The sequence below is a fragment of the Entomospira culicis genome, from assembly GCF_028748145.1.
Classification (GTDB): domain Bacteria; phylum Spirochaetota; class Spirochaetia; order WRBN01; family WRBN01; genus Entomospira; species Entomospira culicis.
In genome coordinates, this window is the sequence record NZ_CP118181.1 from 619,844 (window position 1) to 642,375 (window position 22,532).

24 protein-coding genes are annotated in these 22,532 nt (G+C 43.9%); 12 read left to right on the top strand and 12 right to left on the bottom strand.

Annotation, left to right across the window (positions count from 1 at the left end):
- Complete coding sequence (locus tag PVA46_RS02915; RefSeq protein WP_167695263.1) at nt 1–1,239, top strand: LptF/LptG family permease; 1,239 nt, start codon at nt 1–3, stop codon at nt 1,237–1,239.
- Nucleotides 1,232–2,305 (top strand): LptF/LptG family permease, encoded by a 1,074-nt coding sequence (locus tag PVA46_RS02920; RefSeq protein ID WP_167695264.1) that lies wholly within the window; start codon nt 1,232–1,234, stop codon nt 2,303–2,305. The genes PVA46_RS02915 and PVA46_RS02920 overlap by 8 nt, the downstream gene beginning before the upstream one ends.
- 42 nt (nt 2,306–2,347) lie before the next feature.
- On the opposite strand, the gene PVA46_RS02925 is transcribed toward PVA46_RS02920, so the two are convergent.
- On the bottom strand, nt 2,348–4,303 hold the full coding sequence (locus PVA46_RS02925) for a hypothetical protein (RefSeq protein WP_167695265.1): 1,956 nt from the start codon (nt 4,301–4,303) through the stop codon (nt 2,348–2,350).
- 53 nt (nt 4,304–4,356) lie between these two features.
- Nucleotides 4,357–4,977 (bottom strand): sugar transferase, encoded by a 621-nt coding sequence (locus tag PVA46_RS02930; protein ID WP_167695266.1) that lies wholly within the window; start codon nt 4,975–4,977, stop codon nt 4,357–4,359.
- Between the two features lie 212 nt (nt 4,978–5,189).
- On the opposite strand from PVA46_RS02930, the gene PVA46_RS02935 reads away from it, so the two are divergent.
- From PVA46_RS02935 to PVA46_RS02950, 4 genes are read left to right on the top strand one after another with little or no spacing between them, the layout of a single operon-like run.
- Nucleotides 5,190–5,930, top strand: coding sequence for a hypothetical protein (locus tag PVA46_RS02935; protein ID WP_167695267.1), 741 nt, complete (start codon nt 5,190–5,192; stop codon nt 5,928–5,930).
- 17 nt (nt 5,931–5,947) lie between these two features.
- Nucleotides 5,948–6,670 (top strand): hypothetical protein, encoded by a 723-nt coding sequence (locus PVA46_RS02940; RefSeq protein ID WP_167695268.1) that lies wholly within the window; start codon nt 5,948–5,950, stop codon nt 6,668–6,670.
- A 27-nt stretch (nt 6,671–6,697) separates the two neighbouring features.
- Nucleotides 6,698–7,894, top strand: a complete 1,197-nt coding sequence (locus PVA46_RS02945; RefSeq protein WP_167695269.1) for an HD-GYP domain-containing protein — start codon at nt 6,698–6,700, stop codon at nt 7,892–7,894.
- Between the two features lie 53 nt (nt 7,895–7,947).
- Entirely contained in the window at nt 7,948–9,387 is a 1,440-nt protein-coding gene (locus PVA46_RS02950) for a fibronectin type III domain-containing protein (protein WP_167695270.1), read from the top strand.
- A gap of 13 nt (nt 9,388–9,400) precedes the next feature.
- Here PVA46_RS02950 and PVA46_RS02955 read toward each other — a convergent pair whose 3' ends face one another.
- The 4 genes from PVA46_RS02955 to PVA46_RS02970 are packed head-to-tail and all read right to left on the bottom strand — an operon-like array spanning nt 9,401 to nt 11,491.
- Entirely contained in the window at nt 9,401–10,408 is a 1,008-nt protein-coding gene (locus tag PVA46_RS02955; protein ID WP_167695271.1) for a hypothetical protein, read from the bottom strand.
- A 33-nt stretch (nt 10,409–10,441) separates the two neighbouring features.
- Complete coding sequence (locus PVA46_RS02960) at nt 10,442–10,843, bottom strand: hypothetical protein (RefSeq protein WP_167695272.1); 402 nt, start codon at nt 10,841–10,843, stop codon at nt 10,442–10,444.
- An 8-nt stretch (nt 10,844–10,851) separates the two neighbouring features.
- Nucleotides 10,852–11,271 (bottom strand): flagellar export chaperone FliS, encoded by a 420-nt coding sequence (fliS, locus tag PVA46_RS02965; protein ID WP_167695273.1) that lies wholly within the window; start codon nt 11,269–11,271, stop codon nt 10,852–10,854.
- Between the two features lie 28 nt (nt 11,272–11,299).
- Nucleotides 11,300–11,491 carry a hypothetical protein gene (locus tag PVA46_RS02970; RefSeq protein ID WP_274360321.1) on the bottom strand — a complete coding sequence of 64 codons (192 nt, stop codon included), beginning with the start codon at nt 11,489–11,491 and terminating at the stop codon, nt 11,300–11,302.
- Between the two features lie 172 nt (nt 11,492–11,663).
- On the opposite strand from PVA46_RS02970, the gene PVA46_RS02975 reads away from it, so the two are divergent.
- The 4 genes from PVA46_RS02975 (at nt 11,664) to PVA46_RS02990 (ending at nt 17,345) form a co-directional block, all read left to right on the top strand.
- A complete protein-coding gene (locus PVA46_RS02975) occupies nt 11,664–13,238 on the top strand; it encodes a BamA/TamA family outer membrane protein (protein ID WP_167695275.1) in 1,575 nt (524 codons plus the stop codon).
- Nucleotides 13,239–13,260: 22 nt separating this feature from the next.
- Nucleotides 13,261–14,742: a UDP-N-acetylmuramoyl-L-alanyl-D-glutamate--2,6-diaminopimelate ligase gene (locus tag PVA46_RS02980; protein ID WP_167695276.1), complete on the top strand. Its 1,482-nt coding sequence runs from the start codon at nt 13,261–13,263 to the stop codon at nt 14,740–14,742.
- Nucleotides 14,743–14,868: 126 nt separating this feature from the next.
- Nucleotides 14,869–15,894 carry a class I SAM-dependent methyltransferase gene (locus PVA46_RS02985; protein WP_167695277.1) on the top strand — a complete coding sequence of 342 codons (1,026 nt, stop codon included), beginning with the start codon at nt 14,869–14,871 and terminating at the stop codon, nt 15,892–15,894.
- Nucleotides 15,895–15,896: 2 nt separating this feature from the next.
- On the top strand, nt 15,897–17,345 hold the full coding sequence (locus PVA46_RS02990) for a sodium:solute symporter family protein (protein WP_167695278.1): 1,449 nt from the start codon (nt 15,897–15,899) through the stop codon (nt 17,343–17,345).
- Here the strand turns inward: PVA46_RS02990 and PVA46_RS02995 are convergent.
- Genes PVA46_RS02995 through PVA46_RS03005 form a run of 3 tightly spaced genes read right to left on the bottom strand, consistent with a single transcriptional unit; the run spans nt 17,342 to nt 19,198 of the window.
- Complete coding sequence (locus tag PVA46_RS02995) at nt 17,342–18,124, bottom strand: RsmE family RNA methyltransferase (protein WP_167695279.1); 783 nt, start codon at nt 18,122–18,124, stop codon at nt 17,342–17,344. The two genes, PVA46_RS02990 and PVA46_RS02995, sit on opposite strands and share 4 nt — an antisense overlap.
- Nucleotides 18,082–18,813 (bottom strand): early set domain-containing protein, encoded by a 732-nt coding sequence (locus PVA46_RS03000; protein ID WP_167695280.1) that lies wholly within the window; start codon nt 18,811–18,813, stop codon nt 18,082–18,084. The genes PVA46_RS02995 and PVA46_RS03000 overlap by 43 nt, the downstream gene beginning before the upstream one ends.
- 43 nt (nt 18,814–18,856) lie before the next feature.
- Nucleotides 18,857–19,198: a histidine triad nucleotide-binding protein gene (locus PVA46_RS03005; RefSeq protein WP_167695281.1), complete on the bottom strand. Its 342-nt coding sequence runs from the start codon at nt 19,196–19,198 to the stop codon at nt 18,857–18,859.
- Nucleotides 19,199–19,274: 76 nt separating this feature from the next.
- On the opposite strand from PVA46_RS03005, the gene queA reads away from it, so the two are divergent.
- Complete coding sequence (gene queA, locus PVA46_RS03010; protein ID WP_212603841.1) at nt 19,275–20,309, top strand: tRNA preQ1(34) S-adenosylmethionine ribosyltransferase-isomerase QueA; 1,035 nt, start codon at nt 19,275–19,277, stop codon at nt 20,307–20,309.
- 2 nt (nt 20,310–20,311) lie between these two features.
- Here queA and PVA46_RS03015 read toward each other — a convergent pair whose 3' ends face one another.
- From PVA46_RS03015 to PVA46_RS03025, 3 genes are all read right to left on the bottom strand, one after another.
- Nucleotides 20,312–20,560, bottom strand: coding sequence for a FeoA family protein (locus tag PVA46_RS03015; protein ID WP_167695282.1), 249 nt, complete (start codon nt 20,558–20,560; stop codon nt 20,312–20,314).
- 62 nt (nt 20,561–20,622) lie between these two features.
- Nucleotides 20,623–21,174, bottom strand: coding sequence for a chromate transporter (locus tag PVA46_RS03020; protein ID WP_167695283.1), 552 nt, complete (start codon nt 21,172–21,174; stop codon nt 20,623–20,625).
- On the bottom strand, nt 21,171–21,737 hold the full coding sequence (locus PVA46_RS03025) for a chromate transporter (RefSeq protein WP_167695284.1): 567 nt from the start codon (nt 21,735–21,737) through the stop codon (nt 21,171–21,173). The genes PVA46_RS03020 and PVA46_RS03025 overlap by 4 nt, the downstream gene beginning before the upstream one ends.
- Nucleotides 21,738–21,775: 38 nt before the next feature.
- Between PVA46_RS03025 and PVA46_RS03030 the strand changes: the two genes are divergently transcribed.
- On the top strand, nt 21,776–22,519 hold the full coding sequence (locus PVA46_RS03030; RefSeq protein WP_167695285.1) for a TatD family hydrolase: 744 nt from the start codon (nt 21,776–21,778) through the stop codon (nt 22,517–22,519).
- The last annotated feature ends 13 nt before the right edge of the window (nt 22,520–22,532 follow it).

The following is a 22,532-nucleotide window of genomic DNA, read 5'->3' on the forward strand; positions in this document are numbered from 1 at the left end:
ATGGCTAAGCTGTGGCGAGCGAAGCAGTTATATCGATATCTTCTGGTGGACATTGCAAAGACGCATCTTTTTTTAACGCTATTATTTATTTTCTTTGTATTATTGAGTAATATTTGGTACTTTGCTCCAGAGTGGTTGGAGTTGGGGGTTTCGATTCGTCATGTCTTGGTGATGGTGCTCTTTTTTATTCCTGGGGCGATGATTCAAGCCACCCCGATTGCGCTTTCCCTTGCTTTTTTGGTGAGCTATACTCGCTTACAATTACATAAAGAGATTGACGCGATGCGTAGCTTGGGCTTTGGCATTTTTGCGATTTTTCGCCCACTCCTGCACTATACACTTTTTACTTTTTTCTTAACCTTTGGAGTAGCCTTTGGTCTCTATCCCTATAGTATGTCGACATTTGAGCAATATTATAGTCAGGTGTTGAGTCGCTATATTAAAATTGATACCAAGAGTAATGAACCCAAAATGCTTGGCGATATGATTCTTTATGGTGCGATATTTGAGGGGAAAGAGCAATGGTTGGTGGTGGATATGCGTGATGGCTATCGATTGGTTCTCTGGGCTACCAACGCTGATGTGAGTATGGATGGGGGATTACGCGCTTTGTCCGCAGAGGAGGTTGATCTTTTAGTCGTGGAGCGTAACAGTAATGGGCAGAGTTGGAGTACGATTGTGGCAAAGGACTTTCGTTATCCGTTGATTTTTTCGATTAAAACACAGAGCTACAATCCCTATGATGGCTTAATCCTTCGTGATTTGTGGGCGCGAGGTTTGGCTTTACGCGATGAGCATTACAGGCGTACTGCATTTCAACGTGAGCGACTTGTGGAGATTAATGCGCTTTTACGTAATGGCTTACTGACCGAAACGGATCGCGACCTCTACTTACAGGAGCGTGTAGCGATTAAAAAAGATTTTCGGTTTAACTCTGATTTTGTGAGCTATCTTTTTGTTGTACTCCTACGCACCTCGCATCTTCTTTTTGTGATTACACTGGTATTTCTTGCCTTTTTATTGGTAGAACGCCTAGGTAAACGATCGCTTTGGATCTTGTTGGGCTGGGTCGTTGCGCTTATTTTTTACTGGATTTCCTTTTACTTAATATCCTTTCAAATCTTACGTCTCCGGTGGTCTCCTATCACCTTATTGTTACCGGTCATGACGATTAATCTTGTTAATTTGCTTTTGTTTTGGTCGATACAGCATAAAAAGAGGGGATTAGGTAATGGATAGAGTTCGCAAACATTTGATAAAAAATTGGCTAGTAACTTGGGGTGGTACAACCTTAATCCTCTTTCTCTTGCTTTACTTAGTCTTTTTTGCCCTTCTCTTTTTACAAGTGATGGATAAGGATGATTTAGCATTGGGGCGACTCTTCGTCTGGGTGATGTTGCGTAGTGGCTTGATTTTTCATGGATTATTGCCCATTATTTTTTTATTGTCGATTGTTATTTTGGTCTTTACATTAGAACAAAAAAGTGAATTGAAAGTTATTTATTTATGTGGAAAAAGTTTGCATCAGGGGTTAGGATTTATCTGGCTATTTGCCTTGTTATTGATACTCTTTCAGTTGGCAACAGCTTGGTCGATACTGCCAAGTATGGAGCGCAAGAATGAATGGTTTGAAGTAGATATTTTGGGAGAGGCATCGGTAAAGAGCAAGAAGGCTATTTTATTGACAGATAAATATTTGATTGAAATAGAGGGCATCAATAAGAATACGCGTGAAGTGCGAGGTTTGCAAGTGATAGCACTTTCTCCAAAGAGACCTGAAGGATGGCGTTGGTTAGAGGCGATGCGTGCAGTAGAGAACGCGGGTGAATGGCATTTGGAGCGTGTGCGCGGAGTTACCACAGAAGAAGATTGGTATACTGCCGAAGTATTAACATTAAGTGAGTGGATGCCTACGTGGCAGGAAGTTGAGCGACGTTTTCGTGGTGAGGATTGGGCAAAAAGTAGCTCTAGCACGCTTTATGTGCGATTGGGTGAGGAGCATCTACTGGGGCGTGAACAAAACCAGTTGAAACACTTTTTCGCTTCACGTATGGGAGAGTGGTGGATTTTGTTGTTGTTGCTTGTTCCTATTTTTTGGTACGATCCCTCAAAAAAGTTTGCACTGTTACGCCTTTTTGGTGGATTTTTTGGTGGCTTTTTATTAGTACAGCTCGCCGACTTATGGGTGAATGTTTGGCTTCAATACACCTCGGTAAGTTGGGTAACAGCAATGGTGATTCCCTTTTTATTGTTGGCTGGATTTCTCTTTTTATTATGGGTACTCGGTGAGCGGAAAAAGCGTTAGCGGGCAGATAATTGCTCTTACCCGCTTACTTTTTCTCTTATATTAACGCGGGAATATCGACATGGTGAAGGTGAAGATATTTTTATGATTAGTTTGATAAGTATAGCCAAAGCGTCCTGCCCAAGCCATGGCCGATGCCATATCTGCATCGTTGATGTGCGAGAAGTCGCGATCGTTGAAGTCATAGAAGGTGTGGGCAAAGGTGTAGCCAATACCAATCACAACAGGGATCTCTCTGCGTTGATTGTTTTTATCAAAGAGTGGGATAAAGCGTAAGTCGTAGGTGAGTTTGAGCGAAAAGGCATTTGTCCAGTCGTAGATAGCATCTTTAAGGAAGTGCTTGAACCAAGGATTAGAATCCCATTGACCATAATCTAAAAAGCCATTAAGCTCGCCGGTGATGCCATTACGATCCCATGCCCAGACCTCCCCACGGAAGAAGTTTTCGTCCATGGTGGCTTTTTGACTATCGGTGTAGTAGCGCCCATCAACGCCAAGCCAGTATTTGTGGGGTGCTGAATTACCATGCCTGACAAGATCGTATCCTACAGAGAGGCTTAATCCCGGGAAGAAGAGTGTCTCTAAGCTAAGGTTAAAGTGATCACTGTTAGGCTTTAGAAAGCTACCCAAGGCTTTACCTCGATGGTGATAGCCAGTATCAATGAGCACATTATCCCCACGCATATTTTGACCCATTTGGGCGTAGTTTTGGGCGTAGTGCGAGTAAACATAAGGGCCAATATTGGTGTATTTGAGTTTAACTTGGGTAAACGCTAACCATGGGATATGCAGGCGAAGACCCACATCCCAAGCCAGCATGTTTCGGGGGCTAGTACCGATATTTTTTCCTTGAAATTCATCGAGCATAAGGTTGGTTTCGAGCTTCCCGATGTTAGGAATAATGGTAGCAGCACCAAAGCCAAAGGCAATATTGTCGTGATCACCGATCATATTTTGTGCGATGAGGAAGACATTCATAGGAACTAAGTAGGAGGCCTCCATGCGACTGCCCCAAATAACACTCTCCCAGACATTGAGGTAGAAATAGTCGCTGATAAAGAATTCGCCGATGTGGTAGCTAAACATTTTGCTATTTTGCACAAGTTGCTCATTATGAAATTCTGTATCGCGATAATCATTCCCGAGGGTGTTTCTTCCACCACTTAAGGATCCGGTCATGTAGTAAAAGTTAAACCAATCGATGGGGCGGATAGCGAATTCGGCAGCAGCAAAGGTGGCTGCGTCTTTAGAGAGAATAAGACCACTGCCTACTTGGCGATTTTCAAGGATACCAAGACGTAATAAGATCCGATCGTCCCAAAATTGACCAGTAAGCTCTGGTGTCATTTCCAAGGCTTGCGCCCAGCTATCCATATTACCCGTATCCCAAATTTCAAAATTTTTGGGAGAGCCAAACCAGCGTTGCCAAAAGCCCATGCCCATGGCAACATGTTCACCAAAGTGAGCAAACGGGTAGGTGCTATTCATCCCTGTATTGAGGATAAGGTTTACTTTATAGGAGAACATTGATTGGAGAAAGTCGCCTTCGACAAAGAGCTCAATGGGAATGGAGGTGTACTGTTTACTAATATCTTCGGCGGCAAATTGAAAGTGGTAACCGGTACGAATACCTAGGCGCGCGTGTCCATATTGATTACCAAAGTCAAAGCCACCGTTCCAAAGAGCGTTACTAATAGGGGCTTTTGGCGTGAAGCTAGGGGAGAAGCGTAAGATATACTCATCGAGGATCTTCCGCTCTTGGGCAGAGAGCTCATACTCTCTTGCTTTCATTTGACTAAGAAAGGTGTAGACGTCGTGGCGGGTATAGGGTTTAACTTGTGTGATTTTGGTAAGGAGTCCTTTAACTTCACCGATCTCGATAAGGAGATAGACGGGATCATTAATATCTACGGAAAGACGCGTTTGCGCGTGAGTAGAGAGAGCAAATAAGAGAAGCATAGCCAATGTTGAGAGTATTTTTGGAAATCTTTTTTTCATATAATGTATCCTACTTTAAATGTTAATGATTCTTGTTTATTGACATGTAAATATCAGTATCCACTACCCTTGATGATGGTGATAAGGGTTTTTAGGACAATGTTGAGATCGAGCCAAAGAGAGCGATGCCGAATATAATAGATGTCTAGGTTGACGCGTGATTGATAGGAGAGATTGTTACGCCCGGAGGTTTGCCAGAGTCCGGTGATGCCTGGCAAGACGCTTAGGAAGAGGGCTTGATGTTCGCCGTAATGATTGAGTTCGCTTGGAGTAATAGGTCTAGGGCCGATGATACTCATTTGTCCTTTTAGTACATTAAAAAATTGAGGGAGTTCATCCATGCTACTTCTACGCAAGAAGTGTCCGATGCCTGGAATAATACGTGGATCCCTTTTAAGTTTTTGGGTTTGGTTGAATTCTTGCGCGAGCGTAGGGTCATTTTGAAGGATATCTTGAAGCTTCTCTTGTGCTTTTGGGATCATCGTGCGAAATTTCCAACAGGTAAAGATTACGCCATTTTTACCTAGACGTTGATGCCCATAAAATATTGGAGCATTGCCAGAGGCAATTTTAATGGCAACTGAAATAAGAATAAGTAACGGGGAGAGAAGAAGTAAAAAGAGTAGAGCAAAGAAGAGATCGAATAGTCGCTTGAAGATGGCTGTATAGATCATGGTCAATGCTTCTAAAGTCCTTTTTTTAAATTTCTCTTGCTTAGCGGAGCATCCTCAACTATTCCTACAGAACATACTAGCAAAAATCCTAAAAAATAGCTATAGCTAGGCATAAAATATTTGAAAAATTAGTTGTATTTAGGCATTTTTTGTGCGATTATTTTGCTATCTGCTTGATTTTCTTGGCAAAGCATGGTAATCTAAGAGGGAATATGAAGAAATTTGCCTTACTTTTATTACTAATAACGATTGTCAGTGCTTGTGCTACCGATACAAGCATTAAGTATGGAGATCGAGATAATTGGAGTGTTGAGATGCATTTTAAGGTTGCCCATGATGCATCTAATCGTGGGGCATATAAGCAGGCAGTTGCTGAGTATGACGAGATTATTGCTAAATTTCCCGATAAGCCAGATAGGGTTTTTGAAGCGCAATATGAAAAAGGGATTGTGCTCTATCGGTATCTCAAAAAGTATGACGAAGCCTTTGCAATCTTTTCGATGTTGAAAGCTGAATTGGAAAATGAGCTTACCAGTATGCTTCCTTGGATGCGCGTGATGGTTCCTATTATGTATGAACAGGTGGAGGCTAAGGTCTTAGAAAAAGAGCGTAAAGCCGAGGAGAAAGCACAAAAGAGCAAGGTTAAAGAGGATGCCAAGGCGCAAAAAGAGCGTCTTAAAGAGCTAGAACGTGAGCGTAAAGCCAAGGAGAAAGAGAGCAAATCTTCTAGCCAGCAGGCACAAAACCCTGACTCATCTAAAGATAAGGAAGATTCAACTGCTGCTAATGCACCAGACGACGCCCAATCTGGTAGCGAGTCCTCAAGTAACGACTCAACTGATGATACAGATGGCGCAAATGATTCTACGGAAGGTTCTGATGAAGCCGAAAAGCCAGAGGAAGAGAAGGACGATGATTGGTTACCATTCTCCCCATTTGAGCCTTTAGGTTAAGGGCGCAGGGAGTGGGCATGGTTCGTTGGAGATATCTACTTAGTGCTATCTTTTTGACTATGAATATTGCTTACGCCCTAGAGCAACGGGTTGCTCCTCATTATGTGCAGACGTTTGTTTGGGTTAATACGGAATTGCTTTCTCCTGCTGTGGAACGCGATATCTGGTGGGTGGCCACTCGCTACTCACAGGAATTTATAGACTCCTTAGCCCCCGAAGAAGAGACCCACTTTTATGCAATTCTCTCTTTATTTGAAGAGGCGCGTTGGATTTTGAGTGGCATGGTTTATGGATTATGGTTTGAGTACACCCCTAGTTCGCGTGAGCATCAGGTGAGTGAGGAGTTTTTGCTCCAGCATATTGAGTTGATTAAGTTAGGTGATAAAAATATGCGCTTGGTGAGTGTTGCTACGAGTGGAAGTTGGTTAGGCTTGACCTTTGAGTATGCACTTTCATCAGAGCAGTATCGCTATATGCAACAAAAAGAGCGGCTTGGTGCTACGCATGCGCGTGGGAGTGCGCGCAGTGAGTTGCACTTTGGTTTTGATAGTCGTAAAGTAGCCATCGAGGAGTCGATTAAGAATGCCATTTTTCTGAAGTTACGCACGCTTTATCGTACCCGTCCCCATCGTGTCTCTGGCGAGTTAGTGTTGCGTGAGCCAACGCTTATCGATATTAAAGAGGGAAACTGGTATGCCAAAAGCGATATTGCCATGCGCGTGAGGCGCGTAGAATTTTAGCACATTGCACAGCAAGGAGTATCTAAAATGGAAGAGATAACAACAATCATGCAGCGTAAAGAGCTGTGGAAAACCAGTGATTTAAGCCCTATGGCAACCCAAGAGCTTAACGATAAAGCCTTAGAGGGGAAAGGGGTGTGGTTAGATGCCGATTACGGACATATTGTCTGTGGCATCAATAGCCCACTCATTCCTGACGTACAACTGCTGTTTAACAAGTGGCGCATTGATCGCGTTTTCGTGGGAACTCCCTCTAGTTCGCTCTTTCGTGAAATCTCCAAAGATGATCGCGAAAGTGATGACGATGAGGGATTATTACGCGCAGGCTCGGTATATGCGCACATTTATCAGGCCACGGTTGATTTTTACACACGCTATAAAAAGAGACGCGTGATTGATCTGACTGAATTAGGGGTTATTATTCGCGATATGATCGATCTTATCAGCCATGATCGTCGATTTGCGCTACGTTTTAATGACTTTGATATTATTCGCGACGATTACTTTATCGCCCATGCGGTAGAGACGACAATCTTAAGTCTTGTTATCGGGAAAACATTGAAACTTGTTCCCCATCGTTTAATGTATTTGGGTACCAGCTCCTTCTTGCACGAGATTGGTCTTTTGCACATGCCTCCGGAGCTTCTTGATGAGAATAAAGTATTAAATGAACAAGAGAAGAATGTTTTAGCCAAGCATACTATTTTAGGATACAATATTTTAAAGCCATTAGGATTGGAGCGGGAGATTATGCTGGGGGTCTTACAGCACCACGAACGTAATGATGGTACGGGATATAATGATGGATTAACCGCCGATGAAATATCTCTGTTTGCTAAGATTATTGGCGTAACCTGTAGCTATCATGCGCAAATTTTTGAGCGTAACTTTAAGAAAGTCAAGAGCGGACACTCTAGTTTAGTCGATCTACTTAACAGCTTAAATAGTAAGTATGATCCAACTATCCTTAAAATACTGGTGCAAGAGCTCTCTATTTTCCCTCTTGGCTCGGGCGTCAAGCTTTCAGACGGATCTATTGGCATCATTATGGATGTCGATCCTACCGATCCGCGTCATCCGACTGCACGCATTCTTGTCAACCGTGGTGGGGATATTGCTGATGGGGAAGATACCATTCGCATTGGAGGTTATTTATCGGTGAAGCATGTGCTTAGTCAGCAAGAACTACAGGAGTTGAAACTAAAAATATCGGGTGCGGAGTAGTCTCTGGGTTGTTTTTTCTTAAACTTTAGAATAGATGAGGTCGATGGTTAGGTATGAAGAGAATTTTATTGATATCATTAATATGGCTTGGAGCGCTGTGGTCATTGGCCGCTGATTCAATGAGTTTACGCCAAGAGTCTGATGATTGGCGAAAAGGGACTTTTCACGCTGTTAAGTCGCTACGCAATAAGAGCAATCAGGCGGTAATGCGTTTACGTGCGTACAGTATGATAGAAAATCTTGATCTCTTGCTTAACTTTGAAGATAGTGGCGAGTTTAGAGATTATCCTTATCGTCTGATAGGCTCAACGTTTAGCCTTTCTGATGCACAATCTCGGGTTGGAGGTAATTCATCTGCTTTTCGGGTAACCGATGCGGTGACGCTTTTACCAGAAGATGGATCGATTTTTTCTCTCTCTGAACAGAATTTCACTATTGGATTTTGGTTAAATCCTCTACGTTTGGGGGATGGCGAGATTCTCTTTAGTTATCAATCTTCTGTCGTTTACAAGGGAGAGTATTTGCAACAGAATGTAACTGCCTTTTTCGCGATGGAGCATTTGGTTTGGCGTTTTGAAAATATCTTTTTTGAAGAGGATGGAACGCCTTTGCTTATTGAGCTTAAAGGTGAGCCTATTTTTAAAAATACTTGGTCTCATCATGCCGTTAGTTTCGATACCAAGCGAGGATATATTCAGTTGCTTAATAATAATATTCCTGTGGATAGTTACTATACGAATAGGCACAATAACGCGAATTTTCCCACATTTCCTGCGATTTTTCAACCTACGCAAGATAAGTCGCTCATCTTAGGACAGTTTTTTGGTTATCTTGATGGTCTTTTTATTTCTAGGAATTTTATGGATAGGGTTAGTTTGGATAGCTTTAATCAACGAGGTTATTTTATATCAGAGCCCCTTTTTGTCGAGGGTAAAATTTTTGAGGATATTGTGGCAGAGCATGCTGGCGAGGATCATTCATCGATACGTGTATGGTTGCGTGGCGATAAGAGTGCGCTTTTATTAAAATCTTTGCCAGATGATTTTGGTTGGCATGAGTTAGACGCTACTACCTACCTTGCTTATTTGAATGAGGGGAATTATCGCTATTTACAATTACGTGTAGAATTTTTTGCTGGTAAGAGTCGTCGAAGTACGCCTATATTGAGCGATATTACGCTTCATTATTATATGGTTCCTCTACCGCCACGTCCTGGTATGTTACGCATGCAACGGGAGGGCAATGATGTTCGTATTCTTTGGCAACCGGTGATCGCAGGCAACGTTGCAGGTTATCGTCTTTATTTTGGTACAGAGTCTGGGGAGTATTTGGGTGTGAGTGCGCAAGGTGCCTCGCCTCTTGATGCACAACAAGAGAATAGTCTCTTGTTGTACGGTTTAGAACGCGGAAGAATGTATTATATTGTTCTCGTTACTTACGATGAATTAGGACGGGAGAGCCAATTTTCTCCGGAGTTGATGCTTTTACTGTAGAAGGGATTTCCTTCTACAGTAGTTGATCGCGTAATGCGTTAAAATTTTCTGTAATAACGGCTTGTGATTGGCGTTGTTGTTGATTTTCTCCTTCGTAGTAATGAATAACAATGAGTGCTCCGGTGTTGTTTTCTCTTTTCCAACTGTAGCTGACAATCGTATGATAGTCGCTGATTTTTTGAGTAGTGATCTCTGGTGATTGTTGCAAAAGTTTATTAAAGATTTCTATGATATACTCTTCTTGTTCCTCGATATTTTGAAAGAAGATGGAGGATAGTTGGTCGTTTTCAAAGAAGTAGGTATAAAAAATGGGGCTATATGGGTTATTTAGTTTCGCTAGATAAACTAAAGTTTCTCGATTATGTGCAGCCGCATAAAAATGAGGATGCTCTTTTATTACTGTGGCATAATCTTGTCCCAGCTCTATATTAGCTAAAAAATTAGGATTAATATTTAGCTCTTTAAACAGGCGCAAATCATTTTGCATACGAATTTCATAATTAAGCAGAAGGAGAAAGCCTTCTTGACTTTGATGATTGTATGCAATTTGTAAAAAAGCATTTTGTTGCGGAATATTCCAAATCACAATTTCTTGATGACTCTGTCGCTCTTCTTCATTGGGTGCGCCTAAATGCGCGCTTGCTTCATCAAAGAGACGCCGAAAATTTTCTGCACTCATTGGGGTAAAGGGAATGAGCTGGGCATAGAGCTGATCTTGATCGAAAAAAACGATGAGTGGATAAGTCTCTTTATAGAAGATTGTCTGAAATGTTTTGATTTGCGTACGATGGGCAAAGTTATCGAGTGCACTCTTAAGAAAATCAACACTGGCAATACTTTGAAGAATTGTTTCTTGCGAAAGTTGGCTTGATGAATAGAATTTTTCAGGAAACACCTTCTTGATTGAGTCTTGGTTGCTACCGTAGGGAGCTTCGATAATCTGTTGCAATAGCTGGGTATTATTACTCTGCTGACAGGCAATAAAAAGGGCAAAAAGGGGTAAAAATAGTAATTTTTTCATTTTTGTCTCTGTATTAAAAGGATTTTTTTTGAGCTACAAGTGCAGATCTAAGTAATGATTGGGGGTGTTGAAGCGATATGTGGGTTGCGTTCGTGTTGTCGGCTTTGCACTAGCGATGAGCGACTCTAGTTCTGCTTTATAGAGAGTAATTTTGGTTTGAAGGGATTGCAATAATCGCAAATTTTGCTGAAAAGTGGTTTCAATTTGATGGATAAGTTGATTGGACTCCTCCGTGAGTCCATACTTATCTATTAAGAGGGCAATCCATCCTTGATATTGCGTGATCAATTGGTTTAATGAAGCTGCTTGATGGGTAAAGGTATTTAAGGAGGCTTCATTAAAGTGCGGCAAAAGATCTAGCTTGGCTAAGATATGCTGTTCTCTTTGAGCAGTAAGTAAATAATGCTTTAAGTGTTTGTATAGCACATCAGACATAGGCAATACTATCCAGCGATATTAAGAGAACGACTGGGATCTGGCTTATTCGCATCGATGGCCTTCCATGCCTCGGAGAGACTCATGAGTAGGGATAAGACTTCTGGGAGTTGTTGAGGTTTTTTGGTAAGGTTAGCCTCGTTGATTTCGCGCGTAAAGTAGGAGTAAACACTAAAAAGATTACGAGCAATATCGCCACCTTTTTCGAAGTCGAGACTTGCGGTGAGTTCGCCTACAATGTCTAAGGCTTTGTTTAGGGCATTATTGATGGCTGCATATTGGGTTACAATATCCTCTTTTTTCATCAACTCTAAGGCGATATTGATTTGGCGGATCACCTCTGCATAGAGCATCACGATGAGTTTTGCTTGGCTTGCGGTCATGACTTTGGTGTTTTTGTAGGCAGAATAGCCTCCATTTTGAATCATAAACATTTCTCCTTTAAAAAATTATGAATTACTCCTTAGCTGTTTTAAGCTCTCGTTCTACATCAGATAGAAGGGCATTAACTTCTTCAAAGCTTTGCAATAATGTCTCATGTTTGCTGGGGGATGGGGTTTTTTGCGCAAGGTTTAATGAGCTTGGTCTGCTTGGCTTTGGGGTTGTGGTTTGGGTCTGCGTCATCTGGGTAGACTCTTTTTGCTTCATAATGTAATAAAGTATAGCATAAAAGGCGAACAAAGTCAAATCGTGCGTGGGTATAGGGTACGCTGAGGATTGACAAGATGGGGCGAAACAGGGTATCTTAGAAAAAATAGATGGATGATGTTACACTCTGCTGGTTAGTGAATACTGTAAGGCAGTGTGATTAGGGATGTACATGATTAAGATAAATCTTCACATATTTAGTATTGGTGTGTTGCTGATGTGGTTGTTGCTTGTTCGACAGGTGGGAGCGCAGGAGCAAATTTATCGTCTAGTAGATGTGGACTACCAATTGCAGAGCCGTGGTTGGTTTTTGAGCGGTAAGACGCAGAAGGGGCAATTGATGCAACGCATTCGGGTACGCGAGGGGATGACTTTCACTTCCCTTGAGGATTTGGATGAGGCTTCGCGCTTTTGGCAGAATGAACTGAACCAATTTCGTATCTTTATGGGCAACGCTAAGGTGAGCTATACCTTAGGGGAGGAGCTTGATGGAGAAATTCCTGTTTATTTAACGATTTTTGTGGAAGAGGGAGTTAACGTTACGGGTTTTCCCTCTTTTAAGATAACCTCGGATGCGGGTACGAGCATTGGTTTACGCGCGAGGCATTATAATTTTATGGGTACAATGGAGCCATTGTTTTTGAGTACTTCTTATCGTAAAAATGATTATGGACAACATTATGTGGATAATTCGATAGATTTTAGCTCCCTTTTTAATATTCAGGATCACTATTATCGTCTATCGGTTTCGATGGGAGGTGGTTATCAGCATCCTTTAGATCGAGGTTATACGCTATTTCGTGGTGGGCTAAGCTTTGGTAGCTTTTGGATTTTTGGTAGTATTCAGCGTCCTGTGGCTTACTTGGATTTCAACGTGGGGCAGTCGGTGAGTATTTTGGGGCAGATCGCCTTGGAACAACCGGCTGATGTGTCGCGCGTATATGACACCCATTACTTTAACAGTAATGCGCGGGTGGGCGGTTGGGTGAACATTATGGCTGCACCTTGGATCAAGAATGCTTGGCTTCGTTACAATATTTCTGCAGGAACAAGTATCAATTACACTTTTGTGCGTGAGGTAGAAGAGTATCGTCGTGGTCTTGATTTTTTCACAAACCATTCTTTTAGTTATGGCGAGGTGGAACTTTTAGCCAGTAACTTTAAGCGTGGCTATATGCTCTCCTTATATAATAATAATAACTTTAATGTTTTTAGAATGAATCAATATGGGCTGATGTGGAAGGATGCTCCTGCGAACAAGAGCGGATATCAACCGACTTTTGGTACCGAAGCACGTGTCTATGTCCCATTTTTAGATCGGGTGGCGCTTAATGCGCGTATCGGGATTGAGTATCAACCTTGGCAGCGAGAAAAAGCCGATTATTTTGTGCGTGATAATTGGGCAGAGAAAGTGCGTGGTATTCGCAATGAAGCCATGCGCGGAAATGGGCTCTTTTATTGGAATTTCGAATTTGAGTCTAATGTATGGATGTGGCGTCTAGCTAAGATCTTCAATGTCCACGGCGTACTCTTTTTTGACGGTGGGATGATGCATAGCTCTCTGGTGGGCAACGAGGGCTGGCAGGAGCCTTTTGCTGGCATGGGTGTAGAAGTGCGTTTAGTGCCACTTTCCTCCCGTAATCTTACGACGCGTATCAGTTTTGGTCTTAACATTAACCGCTGGTTTGGCTGGGAAATGCGTGGATCACTCTTTGAACTCTTTATCGGTAATGAATTACACTTTTAGCAGAATATGAGGGTAAAACTAGATGATTATCACTGAACTTAATACGATTACACAGTCTCAATTGTTGGATTGGGGTATTCAAAAGATTATTTTTGATAGCAATGAGTCATGCACGGGAGCGCTCTTTTGCGCGCTGGTGGGTATTCATACTGATGGGCATCGTTTTATTGAGCAAGCGAAACAAAAGGGCGTGCGCCACTTTTTGGTTAGTAACGCCTCTTTTATTGAGGACAATGATGATTTGATCTATATGCTTTGCGACAATACACGCCTAGCGATGGCTGACCTAGCTTCTATTTACTACGGTGCACCAAGTCGCAACATGAAGATCGTCGGGGTTACCGGAACGGACGGCAAGAGCACGACATCGCAACTGATTATGCAGCTCATAGAAGCCATGGGCGAGCGTTGTGGATTGATTTCCACAGTCAATATTAAGACGGGAAGCACCATCGAGGCGAATAATCTTCGTCAAAGCACCCCCGAGGCTCCGCAAATTGAGGAGGCTCTTGCTCATATGTTAGATGCGGGTATCCAATATGCGGTATTGGAGGCAACTAGTCACGGATTGTCGCAGGCTACGGGGCGTCTGGCGCAGATTCACTTTGCTGCGGGTGTCTTTACGAATGTTACGATTGAGCATTTGGAATTTCACCAAACGGTGGAACGTTATCGTGATGATAAGGCTAATCTCTTCCGTAAAGTGGCACAGGTGGATGGCTTTGCCGTGATTAACGGGTTGAGTGAACATGTCAATCTCTATGTGGAGGCGAGCGCTCCAGCAAAAACCTATCTATATGGATCGGCGAATAGTGACCTTTGGGCAGAGGAGATTGCGTCCAGCGAGGATGGTTTCCACTTTTTACTAAAGAGTCCCAGTGAGAGTAAGCAAGTGCATTTACCGATGGTGGGTCGCTTTAACATTGAAAATGCATTGGCCGCGGTGCTCTGTGTGGCAAAACTCTTTAACGTGAGCGCGATGACGGTTGCCGAGCATTTATCGGTGTTGAAAGCGCCCGCTGGTCGTATGGTGTTGGTTCAGCATGCACCCTTTAAAGTGATTATCGATTACGCCCACACACCGGGGGCGTTCGAGCGTTTATTACCCCACATGAAAGAGACAACGAAGGGGAAAGTGGTGGTACTCTTTGGATCGGGAGGCGAGCGTAATTTAGAGAAGCGCCCAATTCAAGGTAGACTGGCTGACCTCCATAGTGATGTGATTATTTTAACCAATGAAGATCCGCGTTTAGAGGATGAATTCGTTATCCTGCAAGATATTGCTAGCGGTGTGGAGCAAAAGCAGATGAATAAATCGCTCTTCTTGATTCCCGATCGTAAGAAGGCTATTGAGCACGCAGTGAGCCTCTGCTCGCATGGTGATACGTTGCTTTTATTAGGCAAGGGACATGAGGGTTCGATTATTGGGCCACAGGGAAAAATGCCTTGGAGCGAAGAGCAAGTGGCTATCGATATTTTGCGAGATAAAGGTTTTTTATCTTAAATTTATTGTTTTTTATCTTTATTGTTAGGATCTCTTTGATCTCTCTTTTAGCGGAGAGAATCAGAGCGATATGTTCTACTTTAGGGTTAGGGCAAGGAATATTTTTACCTAGAAAGGATGTGTAGGATGGACAAACAAGCTCCCGAAATGAGTCAGGAAGAGTATTATTTGAAGAGTTTTATGCGGAGCTTAAAGAAGCGTCTGGCGCATCGACGCGAGTGGGCGGTTGCCGAGGAGACCACGGGCTATCGTCTTTTTGATCGCGAGAATAACATTCCTCTTACGATTGATTTTTACAACGATAAATATGCGGTAGTTGTTGCTTATCTCGAAGAAGATGATGCGTGGGTTGCGGATGCCTACTTGCTGGTGATTCAAAAAGCGCTGGGTATTTCTGCCGATCGTCTCTTCTATAAAGAGCGTCGAAAAGGCGTGCGTGGAGGCGTGGCGCGTGAGGTGGATCAGGCGAGTGTGGAGATCGAAATGCAGGAGTATGGTCTCTTTTATCAATTAAATTTAAGTGATCACCTTGACGTTGGTATCTTTATGGACCATCGGAATTTACGTGGTGAGTTGATGAAGTACGCGCGCGGATTGCGTGTATTAAATTTATTCAGCTACACGGGATCTTTTGGTTTGAGTATGGCTGCCGGTGGCGCAAGCGAAGTGATCAATGTTGATCTTTCTGCCCGCTATTTGGAAATTGCCAAGGCTAATTTTGTGCGGAATGGTCTCTTGGGCGATCAATTTAAATTCATTAAAGCCGATATTATGCAGTGGCTCAAGGATGCGGTGGCGCAATATGCAAATCATTTTGATGTGATTATTTGCGACCCGCCTGCATTTAGCAATAGTCGAGCGATGGCGGGTACGCTCAATATTCAACGCGATTACTTGTGGCTCATCGAGCAGTCGGCAAAGCTTTTACGCGCTAAGAGTGGCGTAATTTACTTCTCTTCTCCCTTGCAAGAGCTTCAATTTCAGCATCGAAAGTTGCCTAATTTCAAGATCAAAGAGATCACCGACTTCACCTTGCCCTACGATTTTCGTAAGACAAAAGTGCATCGATGTTGGCAAATTCGTCTATATTGGCAAGAAAAAGAGCGAGCGCATGGACGCCCGCGAAAAAATTTTACACCTCATAGGAGATAATTTTGAATAATATACAAATATATTCGTTGGTAGGATTGTTTCTCTACTTTGCGCTTTTAATTTTTGCGGTGCTTCGCGATAAGCAGAAAGCATCGGTTTTTGAGTATTTTTTTGGGGGTAGAACATTGCCCTTTTGGGCGTTATCGCTTACATTTATTGCCTCGTGGTGGGGTGCTGGATCGGCGTTATCGACAGCAGATTTAGCCTATGATGACGGGTTAAGTGCCTTTTGGTACTACGGTGTCCCCGTCTTAGTCTCCACGTTAATGATGATCCTCTTTGCCCGGATGATTCGTGGCGTGGGTTATTTGACACAAGGTAAAATGATGGCTAGTCGCTATAATAATCTTGTTGCTAAGTTGTTGAGCCTGATGATCTTACTCTTTATGACGATTACCGCAGCTTCACAAATGGTGGGGATTGGTCAGTTTGGTGGAGAATTTTTATCCATCGGCTACGAGTGGGCAGTCATCGCCGGTACGGCAATCGTCTTAATTTACTCTTTTTTTGGCGGATTTCGTGGGGTGGTACTCACCGACATCATTCAATTTATCTTTTTAACGCTGGCCGCTCTGGTGGTTTTTTTTGTTGCTATGCACCACGCCGATGGGTTTCAGGGCATCAGTGCGCGAGCTATGCAGTTAGAAAAGGCAGATTACACTGATTTCTGGGTGGGTGCAAGAAAACACTTTGCCTATTTGGTTACCTTTGGGACTTCGTGGATGATTCAGGCGAATGTGTGGCAACGCATCTCCGCGACGAAGACGGTAGGTGATGCCAAAAAGATGACGTTGATGAGTTTTTTTGTCTTTATTCCGCTCTATTTGATAGTTGTTTTGACGGGTATGGCGGGGTTGGTTTTATATGAAACACTGCCAGAAGGGGGCGTGGTATTGGCAATTACACAAGATTACCTGCCACCGGTGCTCTCGGCGCTAACCTTTGTGGGGATTATCTCGGCGATTATGTCGACGATGGATTCGGTGATTAACACTGCGGCGATGACCTTCACACTAGATATCTATCCGGTAAAGAACGAAGAGAAGCAGTTACAGTTAGGAAAAATCACCACGCTACTGGTAACCTTAGTGGCTATTGTCATCGCGCTAAGGATTCAATCGATTTTAGCGGTGGCGTGGTTGGCCTCGGACATTATTACCACGGGTGTCTTTGTGCCGTTGTTGGGGGGATTCGTTTGGCGTCGAGGAAACACCAAGGGCGCGTTAAGCTCCATGACATTAGGTCTAATATTTTCTCTGTATAACTTGTTGATAGCCCTTGATCTTCCGTTGCCTAGCGCATGGGAGCAACAGAGCGTGTTACAAGTGGTGATCGGGATAACCTTATCGCTGATAAGTTATATAGGTGTCAGTTTATTGACAAGCCCAGAGTATGATAAAGCCGATAATTTTATGCGTAGTGCCAGAAAAGGCCAAGAAACGCCCGCTTAGAAGCAGGCTTGTTGCGCGAGAATAATGCTTGCAGTAACGGCGGTTTCGGTGCGTAAAATACGTGGACTAATGGCTAGGGGGCGAAAAAAATGCTCCTTAGCCATGTTTATTTCTTGGGGAGTAAAGCCACGCTCTGCGCCAATGAGAAGAGTAATTGATTGCTCTGTCATATCGATTTTTGAGGGAATTTGTCGATGTTCTTGGCTGTATGGATCGAGAATGAACGCGTATGAGGTTGGGCTAAATAGTTCATTGCGTATCTTTAACGCATGATGAAGCGAGCGCGCTAGATTGATTTGGGGCGGGTGGACGAGTACGCCTTGAGATAGTCCCTCTTTGATGGGGATAAGGTACGCCTCGTCATGCCAAAGTGAGCTGGCTAGATAACTTTTTTCCCCGTTTTCACTTGCGAAAATGGTGAGCGAGCGAATACCAAGCGTGGCGATATCTTTAAGTAGACGTTTCATGACAATCGGGCGCGTAGCACCGAGAATGAGATCGATGGGACTAGGGGACGGTGTAATATCATGATGTGGCTGATAGATTCCGCGTAAGGAGTGATGATCAAAAGCGGTGAGTTGGAGCGTACCCAAATGTTTCTGCCAAACGCCTGCTTTGAGCGTATCTGGGGGAGCAAGGCGAAGAATTTTTTTGATATGTTGATAACGTGTATCACGCGCGACAATTTCGATCTCATCACGCGCGATAAAGTCTTGTTCTTCTAAAAGAAGGAGATTCACCGTCGTGAACGCGGATCGGAGAAGGCAGGCATGCGCCAAGCAGAGACATTTTCCCCTAAAAATTCTCGTTGAAGAAAGTTACCAGGGTCGGTCATCCGTACGCCATCGACAAGGAAATAGTAGTGGTGCTCCCCTTCTGCGAGCTGGAGTTGCAAGTGGTAAAGCCCCTCTTCAATCTCTTTCATCGGGAGGAGGAAGGGATCCCATCGCGTAAAATTACCTACTAAAAAGACACTTGCCGAGGGTTTTGCCGAGAGATAAAAGTCGACAATCCCGTTGCCACGATAGATAGGGCCACGCATAATGTTGGCGCGATTTTGCGGAATTTCTAAGATGGAGAGACTAACGCCACGTGGATCTTGCATGCTTTGCGAATTTTGGGGATCGGTTTGCCAAACCCCGTCAACATTGATGCGATATTTCAGTTCCGACACATCGGGCAGGGTATCGTAGTAGACGAAAACATTATGCTCGTTGCGCAAGAATTTATGTAAAATTTGATAATTTTCATGTTCAAAGGCAACCGTAACGATACGTGCACGTTGACGCGATGAGTAAGTCAAAATGAAGTGATCGTTCCAAATTTCTGGCGCTTGGGCTGAGGTCATGTTGCTGATTTTGATGTGCAAGGTCAGGCTCGAGGGTGGCTCTGGACTCTGGGTTACCTGCGCGAGGAGGGGGAGGGAGAGAATAAATAGAATGATAGATATAGATAATAACTTTTGCATACTCTTTCTTATCGACCTTATAGTAAAATTTCTTGACTGGATTTTAAAGCGGAAAGGGTGGCCAACTCATGGCTTTGCCAGCGAGAATGTGCAGATGAAGGTAATCGACGGTTTGCCCGCCATCCTCGCCGGTGTTAAAGACTAAACGATAGCCATCGGTAAGGTTAAGTTGGGCAATAACCTGATTAATTGACTGCATATAGCCTGCACGTGCTTCTGGCGACCACTGCGCGGTATCGGAGAAATTTTTGGCAGGATGTTTGGGCACCACCAAAATATGTATGGGCGCTTGTGGGGCAATATCGGGGAAGGCGATGGCATAATCGTCTTCATAAATAATATTAGCAGGAATTTCCTTACGCAAAATTTTTTCAAAAATGCTCATGCTCTCTCCTCTAGGCGAAGCCTCGCTTTTATGGTATCCTAAAAAAGAGATTTTGAAAAGAGAGAAACGACAAAAAATGATAAAAACCAGTGATTTTGACTTTATTTTGCCTGCGCATCTTATCGCTAGTGAGCCCAGCCTTGTGCGAGGGGAGGATCGGTTGATGGTGTTGCATCGCCATAATCAATCGGTAGCGCACCACAATTTTAAAGAGATCGTCGATCTTATCCCTGATCATGCGCTACTGGTTTTTAACGACTCAAAGGTACGTAAGGCGCGGTTGATGGCGCAGAGTGAACATGGAGCGAGCGTAGAGTTTCTTCTGCTAGAGCCTCAAGATGCGCATCACTGGTTGGTTTTGGTGAGTAAGGCAAAGCGTCAAAAGGTGGGAAAAAGCTATCAGCTACCCGAGGGCGTGCAGGCAAAAATCGTTGGTGATGGCGAGAGTGAAGGGACGAAGATCGTCTATTTTAGCTACCTAACCGAGAGTTATATTGAGCGATACGGGGCAATGCCTCTTCCGCCTTATATGCAACGTCAAGCCCAAGATGCCGATGATGAGCGGTATCAAACCATTTATGCGCAACGCGTGGGCAGTGCGGCAGCGCCAACGGCGGGGCTTCACTTTACACAGGATATTTTAGATAAATTACGCGCACGAGGTATCGAACAGGCGTTTGTAACACTACACGTAGGGTTAGGCACGTTTGCCCCAGTGCGTAGCGAGATCTTAACGGATCATGTGATGCACACCGAGCCATACCATATTAGCGAGGCGAGTGCCCGACAGATTAACCAAGCAATGGCAGAAAAGCGTCCAATTATCGCGATTGGTACGACAAGTTGTCGATTGTTGGAGAGCGCAATGCAGAGAAGTCCTGATGGTACAATTCATGCAGGTGATGCAAAGAGTAATATCTTTATCTATCCAGGCTATCAATTTAGGTGTATTACTGGCTTGTTTACCAATTTTCACACGCCAAAATCAACGCTCTTAGCTTTGGTTAGTGCATTGGCTGGTTACGATTTTATTCGTAAAAGTTATCAAGAAGCGATAGCGCAAGAGTACCGCTTCTTTTCTTACGGCGATGCGATGTTAATTCTTCCTTAACCTTAAATTTTGGTAAGAATAAGTGCTTGCGCCTCATCTTTGCGTAAGCTCAAATTGAATCCGCGTACACCAACTTTTACGGGATCTCCCATGGGGGCGACCTGTTTTACCGTTACAATTTCATCTTTGGTGAGACCCAAGGTTAGCAGACGATGCAACGCCACGTCGTCTGAATGTTCGTACCCAATAATTCTTGCCTGATCGGACTTTTGGAGATCCGCTAGCTTCACTAATACCGTGCTCTGTGCCATTAGAGTTCCCTCACTTTATAGTAAAATTATAGATCAAAGACAAAAATATTACAAGAGATTTTTCAAAGAAAAGTGAGAATTGCTCCTAAAAAGGCCATGAGAAAGATGAGATAGACGCTCTTGATGAGTTTGAATTTGAGGATGATTGCCGAGAGAAGCATGACAAGCGCGGTGGTGAGGTGAATGGGGTGCGTAGGATTTTGGGTGAAGAGCTCCGAGAGAAAGAGATTTACGCCGGCATAACCAATGAGCCCTAGGGTGGCAGGGGCGAGGTGTTTCATTAAGATGGCGATGAAGGGATTCTCTTTGGCGCGATAGAGTGGGTAGGCAACGAAGTAGCTTAATAAAAATCCGGGGAGAGAGAGCGTGGTGGTGGTGATAAGTGAGCCTAAGATGGCGTACGGTAAGGCAATCGCCCCCACGTAGGTCGCAAGATTGATGGCAAAGGCCCCAGGGGTGGCTTGGCTGATGGCGAGGATATCCAAAAATTGCTGTTCGCTAATCCACTTATTAACAAGCGCGCGCTCTAGGAGAGGAAGCATTGCGAACCCACCCCCAAAGCTGATGGCACCAATGAGAAAAAATTCCCAGGCCAATTTGATATATAATATCATAGGGAGCCTCGTTTTTTACGAATAAGATACTCGATGCTTGCGGTGAGAATGGCCGTAAGAATAAAGATGATGGGATTGAGTCTCGTGAAGAGCGAGAGGAGAATGATCGCAAGGACAATACTCATCGCGCGTAACTTAGTGGGTATCTTTTTGCCTGAAAGGGTTTTCTTAATTAAGGAACTTGCACTAAAGAGAATCATGATGGCTGCGGTTGCACGGATGGCCTTGAGCGCTCCTTGCATCGAGGTTTGATAGAGAAGGGAGCTAAAGCCCAAGGCGATCACCAAAATAATCACAAACGAGGGAAAAATAACGCCCGAGGTAGCCCAAACACTTCCCCAAAATCCATTAAGTTTGCGCCCGACAATCGTGGAGACATTGGTAGCGATCATGCCAGGCATGCTCTGCGCCAAGCTAAAGATGCGTAAAATCTCCTCGCGCGACATGCCGTAGCGCTGTAGCTCCTCTTCAAGCCAAGGGATCATCGCCATGCCCCCGCCGAAGGTAAAGAGACCTATCTTAAAAAACGAGAGAAAGAGTGAGTGATTACTATATTGAGACATGTCTTGATTATCGGTGAAAAATGGCGTAAAATAGAGTTATGTGGATCGACATTCATGCGCATCTATCGGCATATACGAGAGATCATCGGCTTATAGCCAAGACGCTTTTTAGTACGCACACGCCAAAAGAGGTGGATACGCTCTTTGGTCTAGATCATCCTTGGCTCTATCGCTCGGCGGGGGTGCACCCGCAGGATGTTCGCATGGATTATTTTGAGCATTTGTCGGATCGTTTAGCGACAAAAGGAGAGAAAACATTGCATGCTATCGGTGAGATTGGCTTTGATCTTTGGCCAGAATTTCGCCATACGCTTGCCTTACAACGATCCATCTTTGTCGAAGAGTTACGATTAGCCCAGCAGTATCACCTCCCGATTGTGGTGCATCAACGTCGCGCCATGCATGAAATCTTTGCGCAAATATCTAGCCTTAAGCGGTTACCGGCGGTCATTTTTCACGGCTATTCAGGCACGTTCTTAGAGGCGCTTTCGTTACGTAAACGTGGAGTTCATGCCTATTTTAGTGTGGGTACGCCATTGCTGTGGGGGAGTAAGATAGCGCAACAGTTGGCAAAAAATCTCCCTCTTGCATGGCTTTTCTTGGAGACAGATGCCCCTTATCAACCGCGCCGTGGCGTAGTAGCAACGCCTTGGCAGGATCTCCTGCTTATTTATGCTGCTGTCGCACAGATACGTGGGATATCGATAGATGAGTTACAAGCGCAGTTAGCCGCTAATTTTGACGCTATCTTTCTAAAAAAAGCACCTAATCTCAATGATTAAGTGCGGATGAATA